At 62.4% G+C, this 23,396-nt stretch carries 22 protein-coding genes and 1 pseudogene; 4 read left to right on the forward strand and 19 right to left on the reverse strand.

Going from position 1 to position 23,396, the window contains the following annotated elements; translation table 11 throughout:
* Positions 1–100 precede the first annotated feature (100 nt).
* The 10 genes from phnD to phnG form a co-directional block, all read right to left on the reverse strand.
* The gene (phnD, locus tag MKI86_RS17880; RefSeq protein WP_241603527.1) at positions 101–1,006 is read right to left on the reverse strand and encodes a phosphonate ABC transporter substrate-binding protein; all 906 of its coding nucleotides are present in this window, start codon (positions 1,004–1,006) and stop codon (positions 101–103) included.
* Between the two features lie 84 nt (positions 1,007–1,090).
* Positions 1,091–1,951, reverse strand: coding sequence for a phosphonate ABC transporter ATP-binding protein (gene phnC, locus MKI86_RS17885; RefSeq protein WP_241603530.1), 861 nt, complete (start codon positions 1,949–1,951; stop codon positions 1,091–1,093).
* Between the two features lie 153 nt (positions 1,952–2,104).
* Positions 2,105–2,719 (reverse strand): DapH/DapD/GlmU-related protein, encoded by a 615-nt coding sequence (locus tag MKI86_RS17890; RefSeq protein ID WP_241603533.1) that lies wholly within the window; start codon positions 2,717–2,719, stop codon positions 2,105–2,107.
* Complete coding sequence (gene phnL, locus MKI86_RS17895; protein WP_241603536.1) at positions 2,716–3,423, reverse strand: phosphonate C-P lyase system protein PhnL; 708 nt, start codon at positions 3,421–3,423, stop codon at positions 2,716–2,718. Before phnL ends, MKI86_RS17890 begins: the two co-directional genes overlap by 4 nt.
* Positions 3,424–3,425: 2 nt before the next feature.
* A complete protein-coding gene (phnK, locus tag MKI86_RS17900) occupies positions 3,426–4,202 on the reverse strand; it encodes a phosphonate C-P lyase system protein PhnK (protein WP_241603538.1) in 777 nt (258 codons plus the stop codon).
* A complete protein-coding gene (locus MKI86_RS17905) occupies positions 4,199–5,077 on the reverse strand; it encodes an alpha-D-ribose 1-methylphosphonate 5-phosphate C-P-lyase PhnJ (RefSeq protein WP_241603541.1) in 879 nt (292 codons plus the stop codon). Before MKI86_RS17905 ends, phnK begins: the two co-directional genes overlap by 4 nt.
* Complete coding sequence (gene fosX, locus MKI86_RS17910; RefSeq protein WP_241603544.1) at positions 5,074–5,493, reverse strand: FosX/FosE/FosI family fosfomycin resistance hydrolase; 420 nt, start codon at positions 5,491–5,493, stop codon at positions 5,074–5,076. The genes MKI86_RS17905 and fosX overlap by 4 nt, the downstream gene beginning before the upstream one ends.
* Positions 5,490–6,599, reverse strand: coding sequence for a carbon-phosphorus lyase complex subunit (locus tag MKI86_RS17915; RefSeq protein ID WP_241603547.1), 1,110 nt, complete (start codon positions 6,597–6,599; stop codon positions 5,490–5,492). Before MKI86_RS17915 ends, fosX begins: the two co-directional genes overlap by 4 nt.
* Positions 6,600–6,602: 3 nt before the next feature.
* On the reverse strand, positions 6,603–7,211 hold the full coding sequence (gene phnH, locus MKI86_RS17920; protein ID WP_241603550.1) for a phosphonate C-P lyase system protein PhnH: 609 nt from the start codon (positions 7,209–7,211) through the stop codon (positions 6,603–6,605).
* Positions 7,211–7,690 (reverse strand): phosphonate C-P lyase system protein PhnG, encoded by a 480-nt coding sequence (gene phnG, locus MKI86_RS17925; protein WP_241603554.1) that lies wholly within the window; start codon positions 7,688–7,690, stop codon positions 7,211–7,213. Before phnG ends, phnH begins: the two co-directional genes overlap by 1 nt.
* Before the next feature lie 105 nt (positions 7,691–7,795).
* On the opposite strand from phnG, the gene phnF reads away from it, so the two are divergent.
* Positions 7,796–8,545: a phosphonate metabolism transcriptional regulator PhnF gene (gene phnF / locus MKI86_RS17930; protein ID WP_241603736.1), complete on the forward strand. Its 750-nt coding sequence runs from the start codon at positions 7,796–7,798 to the stop codon at positions 8,543–8,545.
* 66 nt (positions 8,546–8,611) lie between these two features.
* Here the strand turns inward: phnF and MKI86_RS17935 are convergent, their stop codons facing one another.
* The 3 genes and pseudogenes from MKI86_RS17935 to MKI86_RS17945 all read right to left on the reverse strand — a co-directional run bounded on the left by MKI86_RS17935 (position 8,612) and on the right by MKI86_RS17945 (position 11,345).
* Complete coding sequence (locus tag MKI86_RS17935; RefSeq protein ID WP_241603558.1) at positions 8,612–8,983, reverse strand: hypothetical protein; 372 nt, start codon at positions 8,981–8,983, stop codon at positions 8,612–8,614.
* 64 nt (positions 8,984–9,047) lie between these two features.
* Positions 9,048–10,454 (reverse strand): annotated as a pseudogene (locus tag MKI86_RS17940) (NAD(P)-dependent oxidoreductase); the annotation flags it as partial.
* A 96-nt stretch (positions 10,455–10,550) separates the two neighbouring features.
* Positions 10,551–11,345 carry a helix-turn-helix domain-containing protein gene (locus MKI86_RS17945; protein WP_241603561.1) on the reverse strand — a complete coding sequence of 265 codons (795 nt, stop codon included), beginning with the start codon at positions 11,343–11,345 and terminating at the stop codon, positions 10,551–10,553.
* A gap of 142 nt (positions 11,346–11,487) precedes the next feature.
* Between MKI86_RS17945 and MKI86_RS17950 the strand changes: the two genes are divergently transcribed.
* Positions 11,488–13,071, forward strand: coding sequence for an ABC transporter substrate-binding protein (locus MKI86_RS17950; RefSeq protein WP_241603565.1), 1,584 nt, complete (start codon positions 11,488–11,490; stop codon positions 13,069–13,071).
* A 77-nt stretch (positions 13,072–13,148) separates the two neighbouring features.
* Positions 13,149–15,146 carry a CocE/NonD family hydrolase gene (locus MKI86_RS17955; RefSeq protein WP_241603568.1) on the forward strand — a complete coding sequence of 666 codons (1,998 nt, stop codon included), beginning with the start codon at positions 13,149–13,151 and terminating at the stop codon, positions 15,144–15,146.
* A gap of 103 nt (positions 15,147–15,249) precedes the next feature.
* Here the strand turns inward: MKI86_RS17955 and MKI86_RS17960 are convergent, their stop codons facing one another.
* From MKI86_RS17960 to MKI86_RS17970, 3 genes are read right to left on the reverse strand one after another with little or no spacing between them, the layout of a single operon-like run.
* Positions 15,250–18,525 (reverse strand): error-prone DNA polymerase, encoded by a 3,276-nt coding sequence (locus MKI86_RS17960; RefSeq protein ID WP_241603571.1) that lies wholly within the window; start codon positions 18,523–18,525, stop codon positions 15,250–15,252.
* The gene (locus MKI86_RS17965; protein WP_241603574.1) at positions 18,522–20,045 is read right to left on the reverse strand and encodes a Y-family DNA polymerase; all 1,524 of its coding nucleotides are present in this window, start codon (positions 20,043–20,045) and stop codon (positions 18,522–18,524) included. Before MKI86_RS17965 ends, MKI86_RS17960 begins: the two co-directional genes overlap by 4 nt.
* Entirely contained in the window at positions 19,960–20,721 is a 762-nt protein-coding gene (locus MKI86_RS17970; protein ID WP_241603577.1) for an ImuA family protein, read from the reverse strand. Before MKI86_RS17970 ends, MKI86_RS17965 begins: the two co-directional genes overlap by 86 nt.
* A gap of 171 nt (positions 20,722–20,892) precedes the next feature.
* Here MKI86_RS17970 and MKI86_RS17975 point away from each other — a divergent pair, with 171 nt between their 5' ends.
* A complete protein-coding gene (locus MKI86_RS17975; protein WP_241603580.1) occupies positions 20,893–21,198 on the forward strand; it encodes a hypothetical protein in 306 nt (101 codons plus the stop codon).
* Positions 21,199–21,267: 69 nt separating this feature from the next.
* On the opposite strand, the gene MKI86_RS17980 is transcribed toward MKI86_RS17975, so the two are convergent.
* From MKI86_RS17980 to MKI86_RS17990, 3 genes are all read right to left on the reverse strand, one after another.
* The gene (locus MKI86_RS17980) at positions 21,268–21,588 is read right to left on the reverse strand and encodes a hypothetical protein (protein ID WP_241603583.1); all 321 of its coding nucleotides are present in this window, start codon (positions 21,586–21,588) and stop codon (positions 21,268–21,270) included.
* A 76-nt stretch (positions 21,589–21,664) separates the two neighbouring features.
* A complete protein-coding gene (locus tag MKI86_RS17985; RefSeq protein ID WP_241603586.1) occupies positions 21,665–22,684 on the reverse strand; it encodes a GlxA family transcriptional regulator in 1,020 nt (339 codons plus the stop codon).
* Positions 22,685–22,814: 130 nt separating this feature from the next.
* Positions 22,815–23,255 carry an Lrp/AsnC family transcriptional regulator gene (locus MKI86_RS17990; RefSeq protein WP_306038683.1) on the reverse strand — a complete coding sequence of 147 codons (441 nt, stop codon included), beginning with the start codon at positions 23,253–23,255 and terminating at the stop codon, positions 22,815–22,817.
* Between the last annotated feature and the right edge of the window lie 141 nt (positions 23,256–23,396).

Genomic DNA, 23,396 nt, shown 5'->3' on the forward strand with positions numbered 1-23,396 from the left:
TCCAAGACCGCTCATCGTGTTTTCAGCTGTGCCGGACGCCATGCCGCTTTCTCCTGTGGGACGGATGGCGCCTGAAGCGCCACCCGTTTTTTGATGGCGATCAGCCGCCGATGACGGACTTACGAGCGTCGATGATCGTCTGGTAGAACGACTGGTCGACCTTGATGTAGTCCTTGTTGGCGCCCTGCGTGTAGGACTGGAAGCAGGCGAGGTCCTTCTTCGGCAGTTCGACGAAATACTGCTCGACCTTGGCGCGCATGTCGTCCGCCAGCTTGTTGGACACCATCAGCGGACCGTTCGGGATCAGCGGCGACTTCCAGACTTCGACGATGTCGTCCATGTCGAGATTGCCCTTGTTGACCATCTGGTAGAGGTTGCCGCCCGTATAGCCCTCTTCCCATTTTCCGACGCCCGAACCGAAGGTCGTGCCGACGTCGAACTTGCCGTCGAGAACGGCGAGAACGAGGTTCTCGTGGCCGCCGCCGAAGCCGGTTTCAGAGAAGTATTCCTTGACCGGCATGCCGATTTCCTTCGGCAGCGTCACGCTCGGAACGAGATAGCCGGAGGTGGAGTCCGGGTCCGCAAAGCCGATCTTCTTGCCCTTGGCGTCGGCCAGCGTCTTGATACCGGAATCCTTGCGGGCAACCATGATCGAATAATAGCCGCTGGAGCCGTCCGACTGGGTGTAGGTCAGGATCGGGTCGACGGCCTTCGGATCCTGAAGGTAGATGGCGGCGTAGGACGACGCGCCCATCGAGGCGATGTCGATCGTGCCGCCGAGCAGGCCCTGAATAACGCCGTTATAGTCCGGCGACGGGAAGATCTGGACTTCCGGCACGCCGGTCGCGGCCTTCAGGCCGTCGGCAACGCACTGGGTGTTGCGGATCTGATCGGCCTCGTTTTCCGAGCCGTCGAGACCGATGCGCAGGACCTTGACGTCCTGAGCCGTGGCGGAACCGGCCGTTACGGCAATCGCGACGGCGGCGAGCAGAGCTTTCTTCAACATTGCGTTCTCCTTTTGCCGGCCTCGCCGGCAGTCGAATCCTGTCGGTCTGTGGTGCCCTTGACGCGGGCGTTCGATCCCGGCGGGTCAGAGACCAGCCAGTGCCAGCGGTGTGGGGCTGGCGGATTCCTTGTCAGTGCTATGGTCGTTGTCCTGGCGGGCAGGGTTGCGAATGGCGGTGGACGTGACGCTCTCGTCGATCTCCGAACCATCGGAACCCGTGCCGTAGATCTTGCGCACAGCTTCGGCATTCAGCTCACGGGGCGGGCCGTCGAAGACCACGCGACCGCCCGACATGCCGATGATGCGCTCGCAATATGCGCGCGCCGTATCGAGAGTATGCAGGTTGGTAACGACGGTGATGCCTTCGCGCTCGTTGATGTCGCGCAGCGCGTCCATGACGATCTTGGCGTTCAGCGGATCGAGCGAGGCGATCGGCTCGTCGGCCAGTAGCATCTTGGGGTTCTGCATCAGCGCGCGGGCGATCGCCACACGCTGCTGCTGTCCGCCGGACAGCGTGCCGGCGGGCTGAAGCGCCGTCTGCTCGATGCCGAGCCGTTCAAGAGCCGCAATCGCCATGATCCGTTCCTCGTGGCTGAAAATGCTCAGAAGGCTGAGGACCGTCGAACGGTGGTTCAGGCGGCCGAGCATGACGTTTGTGAGCACATCCAGGCGCGGTACGAGATTGAACTGCTGGAAGATCATCGCACAATCGCGCTGCCAGTTGCGCAACGCCGAGCCGCGCAGCGACGACACCTCGATATCGTTGAAGTGGATCGTGCCCTCGCTCGGATCGGCAAGGCGGTTGATCATGCGCAGCATGGTCGACTTGCCGGCACCCGAACGGCCGATGACGCCGACCATCTGCCCCTGCGGGATGTCGAACGTCACGTTGTCGACGGCAACGCGCTCGCCGAAACGGCGGGTGACATTCTTCAGTCGGAACATGGCAGCTCCCTCTTCCTTCGCTCGGCGCCCGGGCTTGGGTCCTGTCGCTTTCGGGACTGGCTCTAAACGTCGTTGATGAAGGGGCCATGTCAGTTCCATGTCGGAAAAATAACAGTCCACAGGCCTGGTTTTCAGGCATCGCGGCTCGCCTCCTCACCCGCCGTAGCAGGATAGGAAGGCTTCTGCGTCAAGTTTGCGAAAGTCGTCGAGCGCGCTGCGCAGCCGGGCATGATCCCAATCCCACCAGGCAAGTTTTTCCATGCGTTCTGCGATACTTCGCGGGAAGCGCTCACGAATGACTTTCGCCGCAACACCGCCGACGATGGTGTAGGGTTCGACGTCCTTGGTGACGACGGCGCCGGAGCCGACGACCGCACCATTGCCAATCGTGACACCCGGCAGGACGGTGGAACCGTGACCGATCCAGACGTCATGTCCGATGGTGACGCGATGCTCGCGCCGCCAGGCGAAGAAATCCGCCTCGTGGTCTGCATCAGGCCAGTAGTCGCTGGCGCGATAGGTGAAGTGGTGCATCGTTGCGCGCCACATCGGATGGTTCGTCGCGTTGATGCGCACGGAAGCGGCAATGTTGACGAACTTGCCGATCGTCGCGCACCAGACGGAGCCGCCCTCCATGATGTAGGAATAGTCGTCGATCTCCGCCTCGCTGATGCGGCAGTTCTCGGCGATCTCGGTATAACGGCCGAGCGTCGTATCGGAGACGACCGCCGTCGGGTGGATCAGTGGCGTTTCGGAAAGCTTCGTCATGCGACGACCTTTCGCGGTGAGAAGGCGGAGACGTCCACGATGCGGTCGGCAACTCTTTCGCGCACATCCTCGTCGTGAAAGATGCCGAGAAGCGCCACGCCTGCCGCCTTCTTCTCCTCGATCATGTCCACCACGACAGTCCGGTTCCTCGCATCGAGCGACGCGGTCGGCTCGTCCAGCAGGAGGATGCGGTGATCGGTGATGAAACCGCGTGCGATGTTGACGCGCTGCTGCTCTCCGCCGGAGAACGTGGCGGGTGGCAGTTGCCAGAGTTCACGCGGCAGGTTGAGCCGCGCCAGCATGACCTCGGCCATCCCCCTCGCCTCAACCGCATCAGTGCCCCGCGCCGTGAGCGGCTCGGCCACGACATCGACGGCCGCGACGCGCGGCACGGTGCGTAGGAACTGGCTGACATAGCCAAGTGTTGCGCGGCGCACCGACAGAATGGTGCGCGGATCGGCACTCGCCAGATCGAGCAGGCGGCCACCGTGCTCTATCAGGATCTGGCCACCGTCAACCGCATAGTTGCCGTAGACCATCTTGAGAAGCGAACTCTTGCCGATGCCGGACGGACCGCCCAGCACGACGCATTCGCCCGCTTTTACTGAAAAAGTCACCTTGGACATGACCGGCAACCGGATACCGTCGCGCAGATGCATGGTGAAGCTCTTGGCGACATCGGAAACGACGAGAGGAGTCGGCATGGTTACACCTGCAAGATCGAGGAAACGAGGAGCTGGGTATAGGCTTCGCGCGGATCGTCCAGCACGCGGTCGGTCAGGCCCTGTTCGATGACGAGGCCATCCTTCATAACCATCATGCGGTGCGACAGCAGGCGCGCCACGGCAAGGTCGTGCGTGACGATGATCGCCGAAAGACCGAGATCCTGGACGAGGCCGCGCAGGAGATCGAGCAGGCGTGCCTGAACCGAGACATCGAGACCGCCGGTGGGCTCATCCATGAAGATCAGCCTTGGTGACGTCACCAGGTTGCGGGCAATCTGCAGACGCTGACGCATGCCGCCGGAGAAGGCGCGCGGCTGATCGTCTATGCGGTCCACGCTGATCTCCACCCGCCGCAGCCAGTCGCCGGCCGTCTCGCGGATATTGCCGTAGTGCCGCTCGCCGACGGCCATCAGCCGTTCGCCGACATTGGCACCAGCCGAGACAGCCATGCGCAGGCCGTCCGCCGGGTTCTGGTGCACGAAGCCCCAGTCCGTGCGCATCAGGAAGCGGCGCTCCGCCTCGCTCATGCGGGAGAGGTCGCGCATCTGCCCATCGCGCATGCGGTATTCGACGGAACCTGAACTCGGCATCAGCCGGGTGGCGAGGCAATTGAGCAGCGTCGTCTTGCCAGACCCGGATTCGCCGACGATGGCCAGCACTTCGCCCGGCCACAGATCGAAGGAGACATTCCGGCACCCGATGCGCGCGCCATAAAACTTCGAGATATCGCAGACCTTGAGAAGAGGAGCATCAGTCATTCGGCGGCGTCCTTGTCATAAGCTAGATGGCCGCGATGGCCCTCTGCGCAGCGACCTTCGCAATGGTCGGTGTCGGAGCAGACGAACATCCGTCCGCCCTTGTCGTCGAGCACGACCTCATCGAGATAGACGTCCTCGGCACCGCACAAGGCACATGGCTTGTCGAACGTCTGGATTTCGAAAGGATGGTCCTCGAAATCGAGGCTGACGACCTCGGTATGGGGCGGCACCGCATAGATGCGTTTCTCGCGCCCGGCGCCGAAGAGCTGGAGCGCCTCCGACCTGTGCATCTTGGGATTGTCGAATTTCGGTGTCGGAGAAGGATCCATCACGTAGCGCCCCTCGACCTTCACCGGATAGGCATAGGTCGTGGCGATGTGGCCGTTCCTGGCAATATCCTCATAGAGCTTCACATGCATGAGGCCATATTCCTCAAGTGCATGCATCTTGCGGGTCTCCGTCTCACGCGGTTCGAGAAAGCGCAGCGGTTCTGGAATCGGCACCTGATAGACGAGCGTCTGGCCGGCTGTCAGCTTTTCCTCGGGAATGCGGTGGCGAGTCTGGATGATAGTCGCCTCACCCGTTCTGGTCGTCACAGCCACATTGGCGACCTTCTGGAAGAAGGCGCGGATGGAGACGGCGTTGGTCGTGTCGTCCGCACCCTGATCGATGACCTTCAGCACGTCGGCGGGCCCCAGGATCGCTGCGGTCACCTGCACACCGCCGGTGCCCCAGCCATAGGGCATCGGCATTTCGCGCGAGGCAAAAGGCACCTGATAGCCGGGGATGGCGATCGCTTTCAGGATCGCGCGGCGGATCATGCGCTTCGTCTGTTCGTCGAGATAGGCGAAATTGTAGGTCGCGAGGTCGCTCATTCGTTCACCGCCTCCAGTCGGCCGTAGGTCGTCAGCCGCCCGTCGAGCGTGCCGCTGTGCAGTTCGAAAAGATGGTTGTCGGCGTCATGGAAATAGAGGGACCGCCCCTCTCCCTCCACGCGCGGGCGTGGCGGCCTTACATCAAGGCCGAGCCGCTCGATGCGCTCGAGATAGAGGTCCAGCGTGTCATCCGGCACCTTGAAGGCGATGTGATTGTAAGTGCGCTCGGAAAGAGCCTCGCCTTTCATGATGGCGATCCAGAGCCCGCCGATGACGAAGAAGCGCTCCGGCGAAAGAGAGAACTGCCGCTTTCCGCTGGCATAGACCTGCTTTGCGTCGAACACGACTTGCAGAATATCAGTCATCCGGTCGAGATCGCGCACGATGAACGTCATATGGGAAAGGCCTTCGATCATTCCGCCGCCTCCGCGAGGTCATCGGCATTGCCGGCCAGCCTCTCCTCGTATTCACGCCGCATGCGGCGCACGAGGGCGAGTTCGGCCTGGAAATCCACATAATGGGGAAGCTTCAGGTGCTCGACGAAACCGGTTGCCTGGACATTGTCCGAATGGGAGATGACGAACTCCTCGTCCTGCGCCGGCGCCACGATATCCTCGCCGAATTCGTCCGCGCGCAAGGCGCGGTCGACCAATGACATGGCCATGGCCTTGCGTTCGCTCTGGCCGAACACGAGTCCGTAGCCGCGCGTGAACTGCGGCGGGGTCTTCGTCGAACCCTTGAACTGCGCGATCATCTGGCATTCGGTGATCTGGATGCGGCCGAGCGACACGGCAAATCCCAGCTCCGGCATGTCGATCTCCACTTCGACCTCGCCGATGCGCACTTCCCCGACAAACGGATGGGTGCGGGCGTAGCCGCGCTGGGTGGAATAGCCGAGCGCCAGCAGAAACCCCTCGTCGCCCCTGGCCAGCGCCTGCAGGCGCAGGTCCCGGGCCATCGGGAATTCCAGCGGCTCGCGCGTGATATCGCCGGGTACATGGCCATCCGGCAGGCTGCCGTCATCCTCGACAAGGCCTTCGCCGGCGAGAATGTCCGACACGCGCATGACCGGTTCACGACTTTCCTCGCGTTCCAGCGGCGCATCGACATCGGCATCCGTCAGCAGGGAGGGGTCGAGAAGACGGTGCGTGTAGTCGAAGGTCGGGCCCAGAAGCTGGCCGCCGGGCAGGTCCTTGTAGGTGGCGGAAACACGGCGTTCGATCGCCATCTCGGCCGTATCGACAGGCTTGGAATAGCCGAAGCGCGGCAAGGTCGTGCGGTAGGCGCGCAGGATGAAGATCGCCTCGATCATGTCGCCACGTGCCTGCCGGATGGCGAGAGCTGCAAGTGCCCGGTCGTAAAGCGACGCTTCGGCCATCACCCGGTCCACTGCAAGGCCGAGCTGCGCGACGATCTGCTCTATACCGATCGCCGGCAGCGAGCGGTCGCCACGGCGTCGGTCGGCTAGAAGCCGGTGGGCGTTGGCGATGGCGGCTTCACCGCCCTTGACGGCAACATACATCGGTCAGCCCTCCTTGATGTGCAGAACGGTGGTGCGCGGCAGGCAAAGGACCCTGCTGCCGGCAACGAGGATCATGTCCACGCCGCGGGGAAAATTCTGCCCGTTCTCAAGCCAGAATTGCGCAAACATGTCCGGCAGGCCGACCGGCGCGATGTGCTCTTGCGTGCGGATACCCGGCCCGGTCATGGCTAACGACCGCCCGCCTTCGAAGGCCTCAATCTCGACAATGAGCGTCGTCGAACGATCCGGATATTCCTGCGTGCCCTGCGCGAAGAGGCAGAGGCTCGGCAGGATCCCGCCCTTCTCGACGAAGGCGAATCGGGCGTTCTGTCGCTCGGCGGTAGGGATTGCGCCAGTGTGGAAGGCAAGCCATCCTGGCAAGGCGGAGGTGGCAAGCGCCGGGGTCAACCACACGTCCGTATCGTGGTCGCACAGCGTGAGCGCAACGGCGCCGGCCGCCGGAGAGAGCGGCGGGGGCGGAGCGACATCGACGGCAATATCACCGACCGTGCCCGGACGGGCCATACAGTCCATCACCGTGCGAAAGACGGCCTGCGCCGCGAAAACCGGCTCCGGGAACCCTCCGGAAAAAGTGCGTGTATCGAGTGTCATCAGTCCTCTCCGCGAACCATGGTGAAGAAGTCGACGCGGGTGGCGGCCGCCTGGCGGGTCTTCGCGGCGTCTTCAGCGACGACACGTGCAGCTATGGCCGCAAGAAGCATCTCGACTTCCGTTTTGCGGTCCGGCTGCTGGAAAAGCGCGTCGAAGATCGCCGCAAGCCGAGCCTTCGCCCCATCCGTGCCCAGCGTCTGGCCGTGACCAACCGTTCCGTCATCAAGACGAATACTGGCGCGACTGACCGTAGCCTCACCGAGATTGAACGGCGCGCCACCACCGCCAATCCGCCCGCGCACCATCACGAGGCCCGTTTCGGGGCCGCGCACCGGCTGCACGTCGGGCTTGTCACCAAGGGCATCGAAGGCGGACTGCAACTCCGTCCGGCTTGCCTTTGAAAGAAGCCCGATCGCTCTCTGCCGCTCGGTATTCGCAGCCTTCACGCCGGCCTCCGCAGATTTTTCAACTGCCGCCATTGCCTTACTCCTACATGTCTATTAATCTAGACAACTGCACATCTAATTCTTGTCTTAAACGGCAGGAATGACAAGGGTGTGACAAATCTTTCATACGGGGGCGAAATGGTGGAACGACAAACTGGCGTTGCGCTCTGGCGGCAGATCGCAGACCGGATGCGCCTTGCAATCAACAATGGCGATTTCGACGAGACCGGCATGATGCCGCCGGAAACGGTTCTTGCCGCCCGGTTTGGCGTCAACCGCCACACGGTGCGCAGCGCCATGGCAACGCTTGCCGATGAGGGTATCGTGCGCGCCATGCAGGGCGTCGGTACCCGTATCGAACGACGTGACAGGTTGAGCTTTCCAATCTCTCGGAGAACGCGGTTCTCGCAGGGTCTGGGAAACCAGGCGCGTGATATCGAAGGTCGGATGCTGGAGGCAGACACAGACGTTGCGCCCGCTGTCGTCGCGCAGGCATTGGGATTGGCGGCAGGAACGCCGTGTGTGCGAATTGAAACCGTCAACAGTGCCGACAAGCGCCCCATATCGCGTGCAACGCATTATTTCCCTGCGGAACGGTTTGCCGAGATGGCCGAAGCTTACGAGAGGACGCGATCGATTACCGCAGCGTTTCGCGAACTCGACGTTTCCGACTATGTGCGCCGGTCGACGGAGATCTCCGCAATCCACGCCGAAGGAGACGACATGCGCCACCTGAAACTCTCGCCTGGAGCGATCATCCTTGTGGCGACGGCCATCAACACCGATCTCACGGGTATCCCGATTCAATATTCGCGCACACGGTTTGCCGCGGACCGCGTCAAGCTGACGGTGGAGCCAGAAAATGACGGTATCGGTGACCCAGGCTAATCCGCATAGGTCACCGACCGTCACGTTTTAATTAATTACAGGATCAGTTCTTAATTAATTACAGGATCAGTTCGCAGTGCCGTCGGGAGTCACGCGCTGGCTCTCGCCGCCCGTGCCGGACTGTGGCGTGGGATCGCGATCCGTCGGAACGGTCTGGCTGTCGATCGCTCCATCCGGTGTGGCTTGGCCGGTACCCGTTGACGTGCCGGTGGTCGATGTGGCCTGACCGCTATCCGCTGGGTCAGAGGGAGCTATACGGTTGCCCCAGAGCTCGACCACGCCCCAGACAAGAAATGCGAGCACGAGGCTGACGCCGAGCACCTTCAGAATGGGAACGCCGGGGCCACCCTGCCTCGTCTCGCGAGCCGCATATTCCTTTCGGACGGGCTCGTGGGTACGGGTGATCGGATCGCCGCGTTCGTCTTTCTGATGGGCCATGGTCAGCACTCCCTGCATTTGATGTCAGGGAGGGAACTTCTCATCCGCATGAAAGTTCCGAGCGTCAGGCTTCGGCGGGTCCATCCAGCCCGAGCGCGTCGATCAATCGGCGCTGCCTGAGCAGGAGCGCGGTGAGCGCGACCACGTCACCACGGGTCGGCTGGTGCGTCATGCTTTCCTGCACCGCCTCGACGATGGCCTCCAGCGTATCAGTGATCTCGCGCGAGACATCGTGCAACTCAACGAAACGCGGGTCTGACGCAGCCGCCGCAAGTGTGGCGACCGAGACGCGCCCGATGCCATGCGGCACCTTTGCCCCTGCATCGGTGTAACCTTCCGGCAGGTCTCCCTTGAGGTTGCTCACGCGTCGCTTGACGATGACGTCCATGATCTGGTCGACGGCCTGACAGGCACCCGCCACTCGGGAGGGATGATCGGTGTCGGCGGCCGCATGCGGCAGAAGCTCAAGCTTGCCCGGATGCCGCTCCGCGACCTTGAGATAGGGCAGCATGGGCCCGCTCAGGACGCCGCTCGCCGCGTTCTTGAAAAGATCGGCATCGATTGCGGCATGGCGCACCCGGCCGGAAGCCAATGCCTTGTCCAGCGCGGCGGTGTCCACAACCTCGCCTCGATCGTAATTGACGAGCACGGCGCCGCTGTTCATCGCTGAAAGCACGGCCTCGCCTACAAGCCCGGCATTGGCGTAGCGGCGGGTCTCGGCGTCCAGCCGACCGAGGCCGACATGGACGGAGAGAACATCCGCACCGTTCGCGGCCTCGACAGGCGTTTGTGCGAAGTCGAAGCCTTCTGCTTCAATCCATTGCCGGTGGCTCTCGCGGGCGTAGATCGACACCCGCATGCCGAAAGCTCGGGCCAGTTTCGCCACCTCACGACCGATATTGCCGTAACCGAACACCGCCATCTTGCGGCCCTCCAGTTTGGCGGTCGGATAGGATTTCAGATCTCGCCCCGTGTCGAAATCGCCGGTCGCCACGCGCTGGTGCAGGACATCGACCGGGAGATCCGGCAGCACTTTCAGGATCGCCTTCATCACCATCTGTGCGGTCGCGCGGCTGTTGATTCCGGGCGTGTTCATAAGCGGCGCCATGCCGCCCTCCCCGTTTCCGCCGCCCCAGGATGCCGAGCCCATATTGCCCGTACCGGCCCCGATGCGCACGCCCCCGCGCGGGAAGACGGCCTGTTTCGGAATAAAGGTGGCCGCGGCGATCAGCGCATCGTAACGGCCATCCGCAGTCTGCGCGATGATCTCAACTTCAGCACTGAGATCGGGTTGGTAGAAAAAATGAATGCCGGGCGGCAGATCCTCGCGCTTGTAAGCACCCTCGTGAAAATGACCACCGCGGGACTCGATATACGTGCGCACCTCGGCGGCATCAGGCCGCCCCTCAGCATCGAAACGCAGGCCGACGAGATCCGCGATCAGAACCTTGTAAGCGCGATCGAGACCATCTGTCGTTTCAGGTTTCCGCTCCTGCATGTTACCCCCTCGCTATCCTCACCTGTTTCGTAGGCGAGATTGTTGGATGGGGCAAGCCGAGGCGTTTTGTCAGGCTCCCCCAAGCGGGGCGGAAAGAACCGGACTGTCCCCGCCCTCCAGGAACTCCCGTACCGTTGGCGGAAGCAGTCTGGAATTCTGTGGCAGCACCCCGCAGCGGGACAGCAGGAGCCGTCGGTCGGTGTCCGTGCCGAGATGGCGCCAGATCGCCCGCGACGCATAGGGGAGGTTTTGCTTTCGCCAGGATATGCCAAGTGTCATACCCTTGAGATAGATGCGCTGATGGGTTTCGAAAGGCGCCAGGATCGTCTCGGCGATCATCGACTCCGCGCCCGTGCTACGCTCGACGATAAAGATCCTGTTTTGCAGGAATGAAGCCAGCCCGACATATTTCGAGAATTGCCGGATTTCGTGGGGACGGTCCTGGATACGCTCGATGGTTTTCACACGGACCACACCGTCTTTTTCGTCAATCCGGGTGCAGGAACAGACGATCATGCCAGGCCATGACAAGGAGACGTGATAGGTCTGGTAATAGCCGAGATGCCGCCGGAGCGCCGGGAGATTGCCCGGAAAGCAGGCCTGAAGCGCATCCGCCTCGAAGGCGCCGCCTGATGAACTCAGCAGGCGCTGTTCGAATTTCAGCGGATCAAGTGAAAAATCGCCCGGCCGAACGCCAAAAAAGGCCGCGATACGCGTCAGATTGTGCGGCGACGGCATTGCCTCGCCGTTCACATAACGATTGAACTGCTGGCGGTTGACGCCCAGCTGACGACAGATTTCCGACACGGACTTACGCGTGCTGCAAGCGTGCCGGAGATTGATCGCAAATGATGTGTCCTGCATGTTTACCCCTCGTCGCATCAGCGTAAACCAGCGTAATTTCGCGTCAAGTCGTGAAATATCAACGCGCGTGGATATTCGCTACGACTGATCCGGACGATCCCGGCCGCATTTCGGGGTCACTACAAGAACGGGAACCGCCCACATGACGCCTATCTGGAAGTCCGAACTCCACGCAAATACCGGCCTCAACCGTCGCGAATTCCTCGGCGGAACCGCAGCCCTTGGTGTTCTCGCCGCCACCGCCACAAGCCTCGCAACTGGCCGCGCCCAGGCACAGGAGCCGAAGCGTGGCGGACATCTGAAGCTTGGCCTGAATGGCGGCGCTGCGACCGATATGCTCGATCCCGCCGGATACAGTGCCGGCGTCGCCTTCGTCACCGGCCGCTGCTGGGGCGATACGCTGGTGGAATCCCATCCCGAAACGGGGGCGGCGGTGCCCTCGCTTGCCGAATCCTGGGAGCCGTCGGCCGATGCGTCGGTATGGACGTTCAAAATCCGCAAGGGCGTGCAGTTCCATGACGGCAGCGAGATGACCGTTGCCGACGTGCTGGCCACGCTCAAGCGACACGGCGATGCGGGCTCCAAGTCCGGCGCGCTGGGCCTTCTCGGCTCGATCAAGGCCATCGAGGAGAAGGCCGGCGACCTCGTGATCACGCTCACCGAAGGCAACGCCGATCTCCCGTTGATTCTCTCCGACTATCACCTGATCGTCCAGCCGGGTGGCGGCGTTGAGAACCCGCATGCCGCGATCGGCACGGGCCCGTACAAGCTCACCTCCTTTGAGGCGGGCGTGCGTGCGACCTTCGAGAAGAACGCAAACGACTGGCGCAGCGACCGCGGCTTCGTCGACAGTGTCGAGATCATCGTGATGAACGATACGACGGCGCGTATCGCGGCATTGTCGTCCGGGCAGGTGCATTTCATCAGCATGGTCGAGCCGAAGACCGCCGCGCTCCTCAAGCGCGCACCGACGGTGGAAATCCTGCAGACCGGTGGCAAGGGCTTCTACAGCTTCCTGATGCATTGTGACACTGCGCCGTTCGATAACAACGACCTGCGTCTCGCGCTCAAATACGCCATCGACCGCCAGGAAATTCTCGATCGCGTGCTGGGCGGTTACGGAAAGCTCGGCAACGACTATCCTGTCAACGCTGCCTATGCGCTGGCGCCCGATGATATCGAGCAGCGCATGTTCGACCCTGACAAGGCCGCGTTCCATTTCAAGAAATCCGGCCATTCCGGGGCGGTCGTCCTGCGCTCGGCGGATGCCGCATTCCCGGGTGCCGTCGATGCCGCCGTGCTCTTCCAGGAAAGTGCCAAGAAGGCCGGGATCACAATCGACGTCAAGCGCGAGCCGGATGACGGCTACTGGTCGAATGTCTGGAACGTCCAGCCGTTCTGCGCCTCCTACTGGGGTGGCCGGCCGACGCAGGATTCGCGTTACGCGACCTCCTATGTCTCCACCGCGGAATGGAACGATACACGTTTCAAGCGCCCGGACTTCGACAAGATCATCCTCCAGGCACGCGCCGAACTCGACGAAACCAAGCGTCGCGAACTCTACCGGACGGCCGCGCTGATGGTGCGCGACGAAGGCGGTCTGATCCTGCCTGTCTTCAACGACTACCTCAACGCGTGCTCCAAGCAGGTCAAGGGCTATGTCCACGACATCGGCAACGACGTGTCCAACGGCTACGTCGCCAGCCGTGTCTGGTTCGATAGCTGAGCCAGCGTCCTATCGGCCTGACGGGGTGGTCCCACCCCGTCAGGCCAACCGCCTCCCCTTCTGAACGGATACAGCCCATGTCCCGCGCCTTCACCGTCATCGAAAACGAATGGATCACGCTTGCCGACGGCACGCGGCTCGCCGCCCGCATCTGGATGCCGGATGGGGCAATCGATGATCCCGTGCCCGCCGTTTTCGAGTTCCTGCCCTATCGCAAGGGCGATGGCACGAGCCCGCGCGACGAATCCACCTATCCGGTCTTCGCCGCTGCCGGCATTGCCGGCGTGCGCGTCGACATCCGTGGCTCGGGCGAATCCGACGGCGTCATTGACGGCGAATACACGCCGCTCGAACTGGCCAATGCCTGCGAGCTCATCGCTTGGATTGCCGCACAGCCCTGGTCGAATGGCTCGGTCGGCATGATGGGCATTTCCTGGGGCGGGTTCAACTGCCTTCAGGTCGCCGCCCTCAAGCCGCCGGCGCTGAAAGCCGTCATTTCCATCGCCTCCACTGTCGACCGCTACAACGACGACATCCATTACAAGAACGGCACGCACCTTTCCGCCCAGCTTTCGTGGGCCGCGACGATGCTGGCCTACCAGTCGCGCTCGCCGGATCCGGCGATCGTGGGGGACCGCTGGCGCGACATGTGGCTGGAACGCCTCCAGAAGGAAGACTTCTTTATGGAGGAGTGGCTGCAGCACCAGCGCCGCGACGCCTTTTGGCAGCACGGTTCCATATGCGAGGATTTCGACGGCTTCCCGCTGCCGGCGCTTGTCATTGCCGGCTGGGCGGACGGCTATCGCAACACGCCTCTGAAGGCGGTCGAAGGTCTCGGCGACAAGGCCAAGGCGCTGATCGGGCCATGGGTGCATAAATATCCGCACTTCGCCTGGCCGAAGCCGCGTATGGACTTCCATGCAGAAGCGATCGCCTGGTGGAATCGCTGGCTGCGCGGCGAAGAAAACGGCATCGAAAAGACGCCGCAGGTCCGCGCCTATATTCAGGATGCGCCCAAGCCCTCATTGCGCCGGGAATTCGATCCCGGCTTCTGGGCGGCGAAAGAGAGCTGGGAAACGCCTGATATGGCGACTTTCTACGTCGAGCAGTACGGCACGCTTGCGCCCGGAATGCCGATAACAGGTGCGTCGGGTCATGACCGCTATCTGAAATCCCCGCTCGACACCGGCGTCATGGCCGGCGAGTGGTTCACGCTGAAGCCGGATGCCGAAATGGCGCTCGACCAGCGGCTTGACGATGCCGGTTCGCTCGTCATCGAAACAGCTCCTCTTGCGGAAGGGCAGGATTTCCTCGGCCAGCCGGTTCTCGAACTAGACGTCGCTACCGAGGGGGACATCGGCAACCTTTGCACCCGCTTGGTCGATATTCATCCTGACGGTACGGCGACGCGCGTCACCTTCGGCGTGCTCAACCTTGCTCATCGCGATGGAAATGCAGAGCCGACGGCGATGCCGAAGGGTGAGAAAACCCGCATCCGCCTTGTACTGGATGCGATGGGTTACCGGTTCCGCCCCGGCCATCGCATTCGCCTGTCGCTCTCCACCGCCTACTGGCCCATGGTATTGCCGCCGCCGGTCGATGCCGGCGTGACCATCGACCTCGCCTCGCTCGGCCTTGCCCTGCCCAAGCTTGGCGAACACCGCGTGATCAATCTGCCTGAACCTGAAAATACCGATCCCTTGCCGAAATACACCGAGCTTGCACCCGGCGAGACCGCGCGCGGCGTGGAACGGGACCTGACGAACGGCCTCACGGAGTACACGATCTACGAGGATACCGGCCTTCACGAGCATCCGGGTACGGGACTGGCGACGCGGCAGGTGCGCGACGAGCTGTGGTCCATCGCGGAAAATGATCCGCTGTCGATGACCGGCACTTCGATCTGGACCTGTGACATGCAGCGCCCCGGCTGGTTCGTGCGCACGATCTCGACCTCGTCCATCGCCTGCACCGCGACGGACTGGCTGATCTCCGCGAATGTGCGCGCCTTCGAGGGCGAGACGCAGATCTTCGAAAAGACCTTCGAAAAGAAAATCCCGCGCGATTTCATGTGATTTGAAGCCTTTCCGGTGACCCCGTGTCACCGGAAAGGCTCTATATTTTTGTTTTCAGGCGATTGTCAGACACCGAAGCGATCCCGCTTCGGCTGAAATTGGTCTAGTGAAAATCGCGCGATTTGACTCGGATCTCGTCGATATGGCCGTAGCCGTCGACAAGATTGCGCGGTTTGACGAGTTTTGGCATGCCACGCCGGTCGGGCGAAGGACTGCCGTGGTGAAACTCGTCGCCGCGGCCATGCGGCAGCGGGAATGGCCCTTCGCGCCGGCCGACGCTGGCGAGCATGCCGGATAGATCTGTGAGATGCTGCGCCACGACATGCACCACCTCCCCTTCCCGCTGGACATAGCCCTTCACGCCGAGCATCGATGCGCCCATCACCACCTTGCGATAGGTGGCAAACACCTTCTTCCAGACGACGAGATTGGCAATGCCCGTCTCGTCCTCAATCGTCACGAAGATCACGCCTTTCGCCGAGCCCGGCCGCTGGCGAACGAGAATGACGCCTGCCGTCTCGACCGGGTGCCTGTCACGCAGATTGGTGGCGACATGACAGGAAACGATCCTCTGGCGCGCCAGATCTTCCCGCAGGAAGCTGACGGGATGCGCGCGCAGCGTCAGGCCGACATGGCCATAATCCTCGACGACCTCGTTACCGGCGGTCATCGGGCGAAGGGCCACCTCGGGCTCGTCCAGTTCCGCGATGACTTCCTCCTCCCGTCGCGCCGCCGCGGCAAAGAGCGGCAAGGGTTCGTCACGCAACGCGCGGATCGCCCAGAGCGCCTCGCGCCGCGCAAGACCGAGCGAAGGCCGGAAGGCATCCGCATCCGCCATTTCGACAAGGGCGGCCACCGGCAGGCCGGAGCGGCGCCACAGGTCGTCCACCGATACGAAGGGCTCATCGGCCCGCGCCTGGATGTGCCTGCTCGCATCCCTGTCGCTCATGCCCTTGATCATCCGCAGCCCGAGCCGCACGGCAAAACGATCCGGATCATCCGTGGGCTCCAGCGTGCAATCCCACCGGCTTTCATTGACGCAGACTGGCAGCACCTTGACTCCATGCTCCTGAGCATCGCGCACGATCTGTGCCGGAGCATAGAAACCCATCGGCTGCGAGTTGAGCAGTGCCGCGCAGAAGACATCGGGGTGGTGGCATTTCATCCAGGCCGAGGCATAGGCGATGATCGCGAAACTGTAGGCGTGACTTTCGGGAAAACCATAGGAGCCGAAGCCCTCAAGCTGGCGGCACATGCGCTCGGCGAAAGCGGGATCATAACCACGATCGATCATGCCCTCGCGCAATTCTGTGCGAAACTTGTCGATTCCGCCGGTCTGCTTGAAGGTTGCCATGGCTCTGCGGAGCTGATCCGCCCGTCCTGGGGTAAAGCCAGCGCATTCGATGGCCACCTGCATGGCCTGCTCCTGAAACAGAGGAACGCCAAGGGTTTTCTTTAGAACCTTCTCGAATTCCGTTTTGGGATACTCGACCTTCTCCAAACCTTGCCGACGCCTGAGATACGGATGCACCATATCGCCCTGGATCGGACCGGGGCGCACAATCGCAACCTGAATGACCAGATCGTAAAGTTCTCGGGGCTTGAGCCGTGGCAACATGGACATCTGCGCCCGGCTTTCGATCTGGAAGGTGCCGAGCGTATCCGCCTTTGAGATCATCTCGAAGGTCGCCTCGTCCTTGTCGAGAATCGAAAGCGTACAGATCTTCCCCTTGTGCTCCTTTAGTAGTTCGAAGGCTTTGCGCATGCAGGTGAGCATGCCGAGCGCCAGCACATCGACCTTCATGAAATTGAGGCTTTCGATATCGTCTTTGTCCCACTCGATCACCTGACGATCGTCCATGGCGGCCGGCTCGATGGGTACGAGATCATCGAGCCTGTCCTGCGTCAGGACGAAACCGCCGGGATGCTGGGAGAGATGACGCGGCGCCCCCGTCAGTTCTCGCGCAAGCTCGACAAGAAGACGCATGCGCCGGTCATCGACATTGAAGCCGATATCCTCGATCTGCGCATTTGGAATAGCGTTCGACCAGCCCCAGACTTGAGAAGACAGCGCTTTCAGCACATCTTCCGGCATGCCCAGAGCACGCCCGACATCCCGCATGGCACCGCGCGAGCGATAACGGATGACCGTGGCACAGAGAGCGGCATGGTTTCTTCCATAGGTCTCGTAAATCCACTGTATGACCTCTTCTCGCCGCTCATGCTCGAAGTCGACATCGATGTCAGGAGGCTCACCGCGCTGTTCGGATACGAAGCGCTCGAAAAGCAGTCCGTTGTTCGTGGCATCGACCGATGTAATGCCCAACACGAAACACACCGCACTGTTGGCTGCAGATCCCCTGCCCTGGCAGAGAATATCCATCTTGCGGGCCTGACGGACGATGGAATTCACCGTCAGGAAGTAAGGCGCATAGTTCATGCGCGAGATAAGGGCCAGTTCGTGGTTCAGCTTGGCGCGCACTTCCTGCGGCACACCTTCGGGATAACGCTCATCAGCCCCCTCCCAGGTATATTTCTCCAAAGCCTCCTGCGGCGTGTAATGCGCGTATTCTCTCTCTTCGGGATACTGGTATTGCAGTTCGTCCAGCGAGAAGCGGCAGCGGTTGACGATGTCAAGCGTGCGCTGGAGCGCCTCCGGGTAACGAGCGAAAAGCCGGTGCATCTCCTCCGGCGGCTTGAGGTAACGGTCGGCGTGGCGTTCGCGCAGAAAACCCGCATTGTCGATGATCACATTGTTGCGGATGCAGGTGACAACGTCCTGCAACATGCGCCGACCTGGCTCATGGTAGAGCACATCATTGGTCACGACGGTGGGAACGCGATGCTGGGCGGCGAGATTGGAGAGCTGCCAGAGCCGAAGCTGGTCATTCGGGCGACGGCGCAGCGTCAGCGCCAGATAGCAGCGCCCGCGGAAGGTTTCGGCCAATCGGCGCAGGTGAAAGCCGGCCGTTTCATCGGCCTCGTCAGGCACAAGAACAGCGAGAAGCCCCTCGCTCCACTCCACCACATCCGACCAGTCGAGATGGCATTTGCCTTTGCCAGCCTTCTTCTTGCCGATGGTGAGCAGGCGGCAAAGCCGGCCATAGGCCGCGCGATCCGTCGGATAGACGAGCAGCGACATGCCATCGACAAGGTCCAGCCGGCAGCCGACGACAAGACGGACCATGTTCCCATCGGCCGGCAGTTCCTTGACGGCCCGATGCGCCTGGACGATGCCGGCAAGACTGTTGCGGTCCACCACTGCCAGGGCTTCGATACCTAGCGCGCTTGCCTGGGCGAACAGTTCCGCGCAACTGCTCGCTCCGCGCAAGAACGAGAAATGGGACGTGACCTGAAGCTCGGCGTAGCGCGGGTTCATGCGAAAATTCCGTGCAGGAACCAGCGGCCGAGGCCCCGCGCGGCCTGAACCTCATCGCCGGAGCGAAACAGCCAGAAGCGCTCCCCCACGGCATCCTCGACCTGGAAATAATCCCGCACGGCCGCGCGTTCGCCGTCACGCTTCCACCATTCGCCGAAGACGCGTTCCGGGCCATCGGCACGTTTAACCAGCCGCCGCACGCCGCGCCAGGTGAAGGAGGCGGGCGGGTGGTCCGGCAGGAGCGCCATGACTTCTATGGGTTCGGGGCGGGCCAGCAGGCGTGACGGCCGCGGCCATTGCCCCTGCCATGTCGCACCGGCATCGGGCGCCAGCGGCGCGACACGCTGGAAGGACCGTTCCGGGACATCGCTCTCGACCGGGGCGATGCGGTAAAGGCGGGAGGCGCCGATGCGGTTGGCGATGACATCGACGAGGCCGGCAATATCCGCAGGCGCGGCCTCGATCAGCGAGGTCGCCGCCTGTTGCAGGACAAGCGGTTCGGCCAGTGTCGCTGAAAGCTCCATGACCTCGATGCCGAAGCCGGGCTCGATGGTCTCGATGCGGTCGCAGAGCAGCCGGGCAAGGCGTTTTTCATCACGCACAGGACGGGCCGTGCCGACACGGATCGCCTGTAGCGAATTGTCGACGCGGTGAAAGATGAGGTCGAGCCGGCGGGCGCCGAGGCCACGTTTTTCCAAGGCCTGACAGAGGTCGTGGACCAGCGCCGTCGTATAGCGCGCGATGGTGTCAGGCGCGCCGATCGGCTCGCCGAAGCCTTTGCGGGCGACAATCCGTTCAGGGTCGCGCAATGGGTCGACGGGCTCGCGGACAACGCCGTCTATCTGATCCAGCCGTCGGCCAAGTATAGGACCAAAGCGCCGTACCAACGGTGCGCGCGGCACGGCGAGCAGGTCGCCGATCGTCGAAAAGCCGAGCACATGCAACCCCGCCACGATATCCGGGGGAATGCGCAGCCCACGGATCGGCAGCGGCGAAACGCTTTCAACGGCCCTCCCCGCCGGGATGACGCGAACCGGATCGGCCAGGAAGCGTGCCGCGGCAAAAGCCGCGCCCCATGTATCGGCAACCGCGGCGCGGGCTGTAATGCCGGAGGCGCCGAGGCGATTGACAAGGCCGCTCAGCATCAGTGCCTCTCCACCGTGCAGATGGTCGGCGCCGGTCGTGTCGATGACGAGGCCATCCGGCGGATCGGGCGCGACGATGGGGGCATAATGCTGGAGAGCCCAGAGCGAGAGACGCTCGAGCGCTGTAGCATCGGCCGCAGGATCGGCCGGAAGGGTCAGGATGTCAGGCAGGAGCGCATGGGCCTTGGTAAGCGGCATGCCCACGCGCAGGCCGGCCTGTTCCGCCGGCCGGCTGACCGCCGTTACGACACGGCGCGTGCCCTCGCGGCCGACAAGCACAAGCCGGCTGTCAGGCGGAGGCACTTCCGCGCCAAGCGCCCGCCGCAGCCGGTCGATCGGCCAGCCGGGGAGAAAAAGCGATACGACCCTCGGCATCGGATGCCTCCACTTCGAATTCTGCCGCCTCGCCCGCGCGGCATCGGGTAAGCTCCAGCAGCCACCGCGCCCGGCCGACACCGGGCACCGGAAGCGGCACGGATGGCCGCACGGAAACCCGCCAGCGCGTCACCGCGGCCGATGGCAGGGTGAAGGCATCCGCCTCGGCCCGGCTGCGAAAACGGCGCACGGCAAGACCGAGCGTTCCGCCAGCCTCCGCTGCAAGTTGCAGGCGGCGTGAGACAGTCATGGACAGGCGGGCAACCTCCGCCACGACAGCTCCGAGCCCGCCATGGCGCAGCCCCTCCTCGAAACAGAGGAGCAAGCTTTTCTCGTCGCCGGCCTCTACGTAAATGACCCGTCCCGGGGAAAGGCCCGCCTGTGCAAGCGCCGGCGCGAACAGATCGGGCCGGGTCAGGCACCAGAGCACCTGCCCCCGGGTTCGCGCGGCGATACCGGCGGCAAAGAGCATGGCGGCCGCCCCCTGGACAGCATCGTTCCCACCCCCGCACACTTCGTGGAGGCTCGCAAGCGCAAGCCCGCCGCCGGGCAACCGGTCGTCGATCTCCGGCACACCGAAGGGCAGCACTGCCCGTTCGCGCTCCGCACGGCCGTCGAACTGTCGTATACGGTCACGCAAGCCGGCGACGATAGCGCGGGCAGCGGCGGATGACATCGGCGGAAAACTCCTTGGCTGAGACAGAATGTTCTTTATTTGTTCTCAATTGTCGAAAGAGTCAATTGCTCTTGCCGGCGGGAAAGATCACAGTTTGAATCATCGACGGGAACCAACTTGCCCGGCGGAAGTTTCCCCTCACGCTATTCCAACAATTCAGGAGACATATCCATGGCTGACGAAAAGAGCACCGGAAAGCGCACGCTCGGCGTCGTTGAAGGTATCGACAGCATTTCAGAGGAAGCCCGCACTGCCGCAGCCGAGGCGGACATCAGCGCACAGATCGAGGCCCTGAAGACGGAGATCAGCCGGATAAAGGAATCGGCAGGCCTGATTGCCGAAGGCACCGGCCAGCTTGCCGTCGCCAAGGCTGAATCCCTGCGCGACGATCTGCGCCAGACAATCCAGGCCAATCCCCTCGCCACGCTCGCCGGCGCGGCGTTCATCGGTTATCTATTCGGCCTGCGGCACCGCTGATTTTGCGAAAAGCGCCCCATCAAAAAGCCCGGCATTGCCGGGCTTTTCCGTATCGACTATGGGCTGAACTTAGAACCAGCGCTGTCGGCGTGGCTCGCTTTCATAGGAGCCGAGCAGATAACCAATAAGGACGCCGGCAAGTCCGGCCGTCAAAACCACGGTGGAAAGGGCTGCAGGATGCTCGCGTGCGGCCTGGGCAACAGCGGCGCCTTCGTTGCGCATATAGCGCGTTGCCGAACGCACGGCAGGGCGAGCAGCATCGACGGCATCGCCTGCACGCTCGCGGACCGCTTCATAAGCCTCAGCGCCACGCTCCCCAAGATCCTTCTGGAGGGCTGCGATTTCGTCTCGAAGAGCGGAAATCTGGGATTGAACGTCATTGCTTGCCATTACGGTCTCCTTCTTAGCAATGAGACACGAACGATTGGCGCGTAACTTGGTTCCAGCACTGCGGCAGAATTACCCGTCAGCTCGCCTGCCGGCGGCCGTCGCGACGGATTTGCGAGGGTGTGTCGCCAAAGGCTGCACGAAAGCGGCGCGTGAAATGCGACAGGCTCTCGAAACCGGTTTCGAGCGCGACTTCGATCAGCGGCTTGTTGCTGCGCATCACCATATTCAGCGCCGCCGCCATACGAATCTTCATGTAGACCGCGCTCGGCGAGGCGCCCATGTCGCTCTCGAAGAGGCGTTCGAGCTGGCGGCGGGAAACATTCGTCATATTGGCGATGCTGTCGATGGAAAGCAGATCCTCGGTGTGCTGCTCCATCATCATGATGGCGAGATGGACCCGGCGATCGCGGGCCTCCAGGCCGAGCGGGTTGCGCGGCTGGATATCCGTCGCATCGCGTCGGTGGCGGATCTGCAGAATCTCCAGCGCATTTCGCTCAGCCGCCTCACCAACGTGGTGGCGCACCAAGGTTGCCGCGAGATCCGCGACGCTGCTGCCTCCGGCACAGGTCGCGACCTTGCCGTCGAAACGGAAAATCTGCTCTGACGTTGCTTCGATATCGGGATAACGTGCGCGAAAATCGCGGTGGTGCAGCCAGCTCACACAGGCCGTGTGGCCCTTGAGCAGGCCAGCCTCGGCGAGAATGAAACTGCCGGTACAGAGGCCGATCAAACCGACGCCGGCCTTGGCCGCCTTGCGCAGATAGTCCCGGGCATAGCTGTCGATCGGCTCATCGACCGACAGAAGCCCGCCGACGACGGCGATGTAGTCGAAACAGGCTGGGTCGGCGAAGGGGGCGGTCGGAGCAACCTGGATACCGCTCGACGAGGAGATGAAATTGCGGGTGCTGCTGATCACGTCCCAGTCGCAGTTGACGCGGCGCGAGCGGTCCTCGCTGTCGCTGGCGAGCCTGAGCGTATCGACGAACAGGGCGAAGGCGGAGAGGGTGAAACTCTTGGACAGGATAAAGCCGACGCGCAGCGCCTTCGGCGCCGATGCGCCGTGCATCTCCTTCGATGTCCGAACCCCTACGCCCATCTAAATCTCCTATTGTAACGGGTACTATGGCCGCCAATCGGCCCTTATGGCAAGAGGCACATCGCATTCAGTCCCGGCCAACGATTTCCGCCTGCCGGATCCGTTGGCAGTGGGGGCTCGCCGGGCGATCTCAACCCCGCTCCTTGACCGTCTCCATCGCCACATTCGTCGAAGTGCTCGCGACATAGGGAAGATTGGAGATACGCTCACCCAGCACCAGGCGGTATTTCTTGATGTCACGCGTGCGGATCTTCAGAAGATAGTCGAAACGCCCAGCTATCATATGGCATTCCTCGACCTCCCTGATCTTCTTTACCGCCGCATTGAAGCTCATCAGCGCCTCTTCCTGCGTATTCGTCAGCTTGACCTCGGCGAAAGCGATATGATCCAGGTTCATCTTCGCCGGATTGAGGATCGCCTTGAAGCCCTGAATGAAGCCGTCAGCGATCAGCCGCTTGAACCGGTTCTGGCAAGGCGTCTTGGATAGACCGACCTTTTCGGCAAGTTCCGCCACCGGAATACGGCCGTTTTGTGCGAGCTCCTCGAGGATTTTTCGATCGAAGGAATCCAAAGACCCATCGTCATGGGATAACTCAGGCAAACAAACCTCCATAACTGGAAAAATAGAACCATTTGGCCTATTATTTCCCAATATGAGGTCAATTCGCTTTTTGGCGCAATGATATTGTTTCGAGGTGTTTCAAAGCAGACG

Origin of the sequence: Shinella sedimenti (assembly GCF_022601905.1) — a bacterium.
Lineage (GTDB): Bacteria > Pseudomonadota > Alphaproteobacteria > Rhizobiales > Rhizobiaceae > Shinella > Shinella sedimenti.

Excerpts from the sequence above, each read along its gene's own strand:
- MKI86_RS17960 (WP_241603571.1), bottom strand. The coding sequence starts at position 18,525 with ATGAACCCGCGCTACGCCGAGCTTCAGGTCACGTCCCATTTCTCGTTC.
- phnH (WP_241603550.1), bottom strand. The coding sequence starts at position 7,211 with ATGACACTCGATACACGCACTTTTTCCGGAGGGTTCCCGGAGCCGGTT.
- phnG (WP_241603554.1), bottom strand. The coding sequence starts at position 7,690 with ATGGCGGCAGTTGAAAAATCTGCGGAGGCCGGCGTGAAGGCTGCGAAT.
- MKI86_RS17935 (WP_241603558.1), bottom strand. The coding sequence starts at position 8,983 with ATGGCCCATCAGAAAGACGAACGCGGCGATCCGATCACCCGTACCCAC.
- MKI86_RS17890 (WP_241603533.1), bottom strand. The coding sequence starts at position 2,719 with ATGACGAAGCTTTCCGAAACGCCACTGATCCACCCGACGGCGGTCGTC.
- phnK (WP_241603538.1), bottom strand. The coding sequence starts at position 4,202 with ATGACTGATGCTCCTCTTCTCAAGGTCTGCGATATCTCGAAGTTTTAT.
- MKI86_RS17965 (WP_241603574.1), bottom strand. The coding sequence starts at position 20,045 with ATGCCGAGGGTCGTATCGCTTTTTCTCCCCGGCTGGCCGATCGACCGG.
- MKI86_RS17905 (WP_241603541.1), bottom strand. The coding sequence starts at position 5,077 with ATGAGCGACCTCGCGACCTACAATTTCGCCTATCTCGACGAACAGACG.
- phnC (WP_241603530.1), bottom strand. The coding sequence starts at position 1,951 with ATGTTCCGACTGAAGAATGTCACCCGCCGTTTCGGCGAGCGCGTTGCC.
- MKI86_RS17985 (WP_241603586.1), bottom strand. The coding sequence starts at position 22,684 with ATGGGCGTAGGGGTTCGGACATCGAAGGAGATGCACGGCGCATCGGCG.
- MKI86_RS17950 (WP_241603565.1), top strand. The coding sequence starts at position 11,488 with ATGACGCCTATCTGGAAGTCCGAACTCCACGCAAATACCGGCCTCAAC.
- phnD (WP_241603527.1), bottom strand. The coding sequence starts at position 1,006 with ATGTTGAAGAAAGCTCTGCTCGCCGCCGTCGCGATTGCCGTAACGGCC.
- phnL (WP_241603536.1), bottom strand. The coding sequence starts at position 3,423 with ATGCCGACTCCTCTCGTCGTTTCCGATGTCGCCAAGAGCTTCACCATG.
- MKI86_RS17980 (WP_241603583.1), bottom strand. The coding sequence starts at position 21,588 with ATGGCAAGCAATGACGTTCAATCCCAGATTTCCGCTCTTCGAGACGAA.
- MKI86_RS17970 (WP_241603577.1), bottom strand. The coding sequence starts at position 20,721 with ATGTCATCCGCCGCTGCCCGCGCTATCGTCGCCGGCTTGCGTGACCGT.
- MKI86_RS17955 (WP_241603568.1), top strand. The coding sequence starts at position 13,149 with ATGTCCCGCGCCTTCACCGTCATCGAAAACGAATGGATCACGCTTGCC.
- phnF (WP_241603736.1), top strand. The coding sequence starts at position 7,796 with ATGGTGGAACGACAAACTGGCGTTGCGCTCTGGCGGCAGATCGCAGAC.
- MKI86_RS17945 (WP_241603561.1), bottom strand. The coding sequence starts at position 11,345 with ATGCAGGACACATCATTTGCGATCAATCTCCGGCACGCTTGCAGCACG.
- MKI86_RS17975 (WP_241603580.1), top strand. The coding sequence starts at position 20,893 with ATGGCTGACGAAAAGAGCACCGGAAAGCGCACGCTCGGCGTCGTTGAA.
- fosX (WP_241603544.1), bottom strand. The coding sequence starts at position 5,493 with ATGATCGAAGGCCTTTCCCATATGACGTTCATCGTGCGCGATCTCGAC.
- MKI86_RS17915 (WP_241603547.1), bottom strand. The coding sequence starts at position 6,599 with ATGTATGTTGCCGTCAAGGGCGGTGAAGCCGCCATCGCCAACGCCCAC.